The 695-nt window shown below is 66.0% G+C and carries 2 protein-coding genes; both read left to right on the forward strand.

Translation table 11 applies throughout. The annotated features are described in order from the left end of the window. Positions 1-267 (forward strand): metal-sensitive transcriptional regulator (locus ON30_RS27805; protein ID WP_040711905.1); only part of this gene is annotated, 267 nt, incomplete at its 5' end. Between the two features lie 47 nt (positions 268-314). Then, positions 315-695: DUF302 domain-containing protein (locus ON30_RS27810; RefSeq protein WP_040711907.1), on the forward strand; the 381-nt coding region annotated here is incomplete at its 3' end.

Genomic DNA, 695 nt, shown 5'->3' on the forward strand with positions numbered 1-695 from the left:
ATGATCGGCGACGAGACCACCATCGCCCCGGTACTGAACCGACTCCGACGCGCCCACGGCCAACTCGCCGGCGTGATCGCCATGATCGAGGCCGGACGCGACTGCAAAGACGTCGTCACCCAACTCGCCGCGGTCTCACGCGCCCTGGACCGCGCCGGATTCAAGATCGTCGCCACCGGCCTGCGCGACTGCCTCGAACGCAAAGAAGGCGACAGCGACCCGATGACCGTCGAAGAACTCGAAAAACTCTTCCTCGCCCTCGCCTGACCCGAGAACCGCTATCCGACAGGAGAACACACGCCATGACCGACACCATCGAGCTGGGACTGTCCACGACTGTCGCCGGAGACTTCGAGGAGGTCGTCGAGCGCACCCGCGCGGCGTTGGCCGCGCAGGGATTCGGCGTACTCACCGAGATCGACGTGCGAGCGACCCTGAAAACCAAACTCGACCACGACATGGAGGACTACCTGATCCTCGGCGCCTGCAACCCACCGCTGGCCCACCGCGCGCTCGACGTGAACCGGCAGATCGGGCTCCTACTGCCCTGCAACGTCGTGGTACGCCGCTCCCCCGACACCGACGACATCACCGTCGAGGCGATGAACCCCGAACTGATGGTGCAGGTCACCACGCAACCCGACCTCGAACCCGTCGCCGCCGAAGCGGGCGCGAAATTGCGGGCGGCCATCGAC

The sequence above is a fragment of the Nocardia takedensis NBRC 100417 genome (assembly GCF_000308695.1).
Classification (GTDB): Bacteria; Actinomycetota; Actinomycetes; order Mycobacteriales; family Mycobacteriaceae; genus Nocardia; species Nocardia takedensis.